Source organism: Pseudomonas sp. MD195_PC81_125, assembly GCF_014060985.1.
In the GTDB taxonomy this organism is placed as follows: Bacteria; Pseudomonadota; Gammaproteobacteria; order Pseudomonadales; family Pseudomonadaceae; genus Aquipseudomonas; species Aquipseudomonas parakoreensis.
Genome location: NZ_JABULD010000247.1, coordinates 1 through 4,556, shown reverse-complemented (window position 1 = coordinate 4,556; position 4,556 = coordinate 1). Strand labels below are relative to the sequence as shown.

Here is a 4,556-nt window from a genome sequence, read left to right as displayed (position 1 = left end):
GCTGAGGTTGAAGTGCTCGGTCTCAATGAAGCCAGCGCAACAATCGTTGACCGCTTCGGTGTGCATGACAAACCCGGTGCCATCGACAAGCTCATGAGCCACTAAGGAGAACGACAATGACCCACGTAATGGCATGCATTGATAACTCACAATCCTCATTGGCGGTCTGCGATTACGCAGCATGGGCCTCGCAACGACTCAGCGCTCCCCTGACCTTGCTTCATGTGCTGGATAAGGAAAAATATCCTGCATCCGCTGACCTCAGCGGCAATATCGGCCTCGGTAGCAGAGAACATCTACTGGAAGAGTTGGCCACGCTGGATGCGCAGCGTGCAAAACTGGCCTTGGAACATGGACAGCACATGCTTGAAAAAGCTCGCGAGCGAACAGTCATCTCTGGCGCCATGTCACCTGATCTGAAGCAGCGCCATGGACATCTAGTCGAGAGCCTGAGCGATCTCCAAAACGATATTCGATTACTGGTGATCGGAAGAGTCGGAGAGGACAGCACGCGCAGTGCCCAAAGTCTTGGCAGCCAGATTGAAGCGGTAGTCCGAACTATCCACCGCCCCATCCTGATTACAACCAGCCATTTCAGGAAACCTGAAACGGTCATGGTGGCATTTGACGGCAGCGCTACAGGCCACAAGACCGTACAGATGCTTGCTTCAAGCCCGCTGTGCGAAGGCCTGCCAATTCATATCGTCATGGTTGGTACGGACTCTGAAGAAAATCAGAATGAGCTAGAGAAAGCACGAACCACACTCGCCAGTTCTGGCCCGCTAGTGCATGCCGAGATCCGCCCAGGCGAAGTAGAGTCGGTACTTCATGCGTATCAGGCAGAGCACTGCATTGACCTCTTGGTCATGGGGGCGTACGGGCACTCACGCATCAGGCAGTTTCTGGTGGGCAGCACGACCACGACGATGCTGCGAACATCCACTTTACCCGTATTGCTGCTTCGCTGAACCAGTTCCACTGGCCACAGTATTTCCAGAGCTGCGGAAATACCGTGGCCACCCTGGACGATGACTAACTGATCTTGCCGTAACGAGACCACATGCAACTCATAACTGAAATTGTTCACCCCGAGCTGAAATCCAAACAGGGCAGAGTATTCCGTCGACACGCAGCACGCGGCATCGTGATGCGGGATGAACAGATCCTGTTGCTGTTCACGGAGCGCTATAACGATTTCAGCTTTCCTGGAGGCGGCCTTGATGGTGACGAAGACATTGTCGCAGGCCTGAAGCGTGAGCTTGAGGAAGAGACTGGTGCTCGTCAAATACAGGTGCTCCAGCACTACGGTTACATCGAGGAGTACCGGCCCTACTGGAAACCAGAATATGACCTGATGCACATGACCTCGCATTTTTATCTATGCGAAATCGCTCCCCAGCTAGCGCCCGTGAGAATGGAAAGCCACGAAATCGCGAATGGTATGCGGCCTGTGTGGATCAACCTGCATGAAGCCATCGTGCACAATGAGGCCGTTATGCAGCGTCACGAGTCTTCGATGGGGCAATCAATTCTGCGCGAAACCTACATGCTGAGAAAAGTCGCTTCCGAATTGTTGATGCCAATCAGCCTTTGAGCTGACTATTTGGCGAAGTCCACTTAGCGGTCTCAGGCAAGCATCCAATGCTGCGGGAGTTATTGCGTGATTGCGCTCGCCCGCTGTGTCGGCACCTAACCACCGTGCGGTCTATGAGTATCAGAATGAATAATTTTTATTCTGAAACGTGAACGTCCTGTAACAGAAAAACAGTTACCTGCCGTTTCGCGCAATATTTATTGGGGATAGAGGGGTGTAACAATAAATATGATTACCTTTTTCACGGAAAACCCCATTCTCAATTCAAGCCGTGCGGCCAAGACCGGACGGGTACTGGAGCTGGATCCGACGCTGCTGGTCGGCGGGCTCGGGCCGCGTTTACCGGCGGCGTTGAAGGGTTTGTCTGACGGCCTCTACTCGACTGCGAGCGGCCAATGACCGTACTGGTCAAACCACGCAGCCTGTTTATCGGGCTGACGCTCCTGTGTTTGCTGGCCATCTGGCTGTCGTTGGCGCTGGGGCCGGTGAGCCTGCCGCTGTTCGATACGTTGCGCGCGGCTCTGCGCATGCTCGGTGTGCCACTGGCGCCGGACGGTCTGGAGCAGGCTGAGCTGATTCTCGGGCAGATCCGTCTGCCGCGGACCTTGCTCGGCCTGGCCGTCGGCGGCGTACTGGCGCTGTCCGGTGTGGCGATGCAAGGTTTGTTTCGCAATCCGCTGGCCGATCCCGGGTTGGTCGGAGTCTCCAGCGGTGCGGCGCTTGGTGCGGCTGTAGCCATTGTCGGCGGTACGTTTTTTGGCGGTTTGCCAGAGTGGTTCGGGCCGTATCTGTTGTCGGCGTGCGCGTTTCTCGGCGGGTTGGGGTAACGGCGCTGGTCTATCGGCTCGGACGGCGCAACGGCCAGACTCACGTCGCGACCATGCTGCTAGCGGGGATCGCGCTGACGGCGCTGGCCAGCTCGGCAGTCGGGTTGTTCACCTATCTGGCGGATGACGCGACCCTGCGCACGCTGACTTTCTGGAATCTGGGCAGCCTCAATGGTGCCAGTTACGCGCGTTTGTGGCCGTTGCTGATCATCAGCGCCGGTGTTGCGCTGTGGTTGCCGCGTCGTGCCAAGGCGCTGAATGCGTTGTTGCTTGGTGAATCCGAAGCAGGGCATCTGGGGATCAATGTCGAACGGCTCAAGCGTGAACTGGTGTTCTGCACCGCGTTGGGTGTTGGCGCAGCGGTAGCGGCGGCGGGGATGATCGGTTTCGTCGGGCTGGTGGTGCCGCATCTGGTGCGTTTATTGGCCGGGCCCGATCACCGGGTGCTGCTGCCGGCGTCGGTACTGGCGGGTGCGAGCCTGCTGTTGCTGGCGGATCTGGTGGCGCGGCTGGCACTGGCGCCGGCGGAGTTGCCGATCGGTATTGTCACCGCGTTTATTGGCGCGCCATTCTTCCTTTATCTGCTGCTGCGAGGACGTGCCTGATGCTGTGTGCGCACAATCTGCACATCCGTCGCGGGCGCAAGACCGTCCTCAGCGACGTCACCCTGCAACTGGAGCCCGGTGAGGTGCTGGGTGTGCTCGGACCGAACGGTGCCGGCAAAAGCACCTTGCTCGGTGCCTTGTGCGGTGAGCTGACGGCGAGTGAAGGCGGGGTGTTGCTCGACGACAAGGCGCTGAATCACTGGACAGGTACGCAACGCGCCCAGCGTCTGGCGGTGTTGCCGCAGGTCTCGACGCTGGATTTTGCCTTTCGTGTGGATGAAGTGGTCGGCATGGGCCGCTTGCCGTATCAAAGTGGTCGGGTGCGCGATGACGAGATCATCGCGGCAGCGCTGGACGCTGCGGATGTCGGGCACCTGAGCGGGCGCAGTTATCTGGCGTTGTCGGGTGGCGAGCGCCAGCGCGTGCATCTGGCGCGGGTGCTGGCGCAGTTATGGCCGGGGCAGGCCGGGCAAACGCTGTTGCTGGATGAGCCGACCTCGATGCTAGATCCACTGCACCAACATACGACGCTGCAAGCGGTGCGCGAATTTGCCGACCGTGGCGCGGCGGTGCTGGTCATCCTGCATGATCTGAATCTGGCGGCGCGCTATTGTGATCGGGTGTTGCTGCTTGAAGGCGGGCGCCCGGTAGCGCTGGATACGCCGCAGCAAGTTTTACGACCGGACTCGCTCAAAGCGGTGTTCGGTCTCGAAGTATTGGTGCAGCCGCACCCGGAGCGTGGGCATCCGCTGATCATCGCCCGCTGATTTCTCATCGAGGTGATGGCATGCGCGGGATCTGGTTGTTGGCGGTGTTGTGGCTTGCGGGGTGTCAGCATGTTGCTGCGCCACCACCGGTCAGCGGTGAGATACGCGATCTGCACAGCGGTCAGGTGCTGACCGCGCAGGAACTGCTGACACGTCTGGCCGGTGCGCCACACGTGATCATTGGCGAGCAGCATGACAATGCCGATCATCACGCTGCGCAGTTGTGGCTGTTGCGGTCGCTGGGTGAGCAACGCCCTCAGGGCAGTCTGCTGCTGGAGATGCTTACGCCTGATCAACAGCCGAACGTTGATCAGGTTCGCCATGCAGCAGCGCGGCCCACCGATCTTGCCGCCGCTCTGGACTGGCAGGATGGCTGGGACTGGAAGCTTTATGGACCGATCGTTCGCTTCGCCCTCACACAATCCTATCCGTTGCTGGCAGCCAATCTGGACGACAGCGAGATCCGCGCGGTCTATCGTCAGCCGCCGGCCTTGACCGGTGTTCGCAGCAATGCGGCAACGGTAAAAGCCACGCTGCTTGAGCAGATCAGCGACTCCCACTGTGGCTTGCTGCCCAAATCGCAGATGCCGGCGATGCTCAGCGTTCAGCAACAACGTGATCGACGCATGGCCGAACGTTTGCTGGCGGCACCAACCCCCGCCATGCTGTTGGCGGGCGCCTGGCATGCGCGCAAGGATGCTGGCGTGCCGCTGCATGTGCTTGATCTTGGCGCAGCCCAAGCGCCCACCGGTGCCTGATGCTG

Annotated in this window: 5 protein-coding genes and 2 pseudogenes; all 7 read left to right on the top strand. The window is 59.3% G+C overall.

Annotated features, from left to right (window positions below; genetic code table 11):
• A partial coding sequence (locus HT737_RS32720) for a hypothetical protein (protein WP_374011153.1) occupies nucleotides 1–105 on the top strand: 105 nt, incomplete at its 5' end.
• An 11-nt stretch (nucleotides 106–116) separates the two neighbouring features.
• Nucleotides 117–968: a universal stress protein gene (locus HT737_RS10660; RefSeq protein ID WP_077750519.1), complete on the top strand. Its 852-nt coding sequence runs from the start codon at nucleotides 117–119 to the stop codon at nucleotides 966–968.
• Between the two features lie 92 nt (nucleotides 969–1,060).
• Nucleotides 1,061–1,594, top strand: a complete 534-nt coding sequence (locus HT737_RS10655) for an NUDIX domain-containing protein (protein ID WP_077750520.1) — start codon at nucleotides 1,061–1,063, stop codon at nucleotides 1,592–1,594.
• 240 nt (nucleotides 1,595–1,834) lie between these two features.
• Nucleotides 1,835–1,993, top strand: a pseudogene (locus tag HT737_RS10650) (hemin ABC transporter substrate-binding protein); the annotation flags it as partial.
• Between the two features lie 50 nt (nucleotides 1,994–2,043).
• A pseudogene (locus HT737_RS10645) lies at nucleotides 2,044–3,026 on the top strand (FecCD family ABC transporter permease).
• Entirely contained in the window at nucleotides 3,026–3,793 is a 768-nt protein-coding gene (locus HT737_RS10640; protein ID WP_182402506.1) for a heme ABC transporter ATP-binding protein, read from the top strand. Before HT737_RS10645 ends, HT737_RS10640 begins: the two are co-directional and overlap by 1 nt.
• A gap of 20 nt (nucleotides 3,794–3,813) precedes the next feature.
• Nucleotides 3,814–4,551, top strand: coding sequence for a ChaN family lipoprotein (locus HT737_RS10635; RefSeq protein ID WP_182402503.1), 738 nt, complete (start codon nucleotides 3,814–3,816; stop codon nucleotides 4,549–4,551).
• The last annotated feature ends 5 nt before the right edge of the window (nucleotides 4,552–4,556 follow it).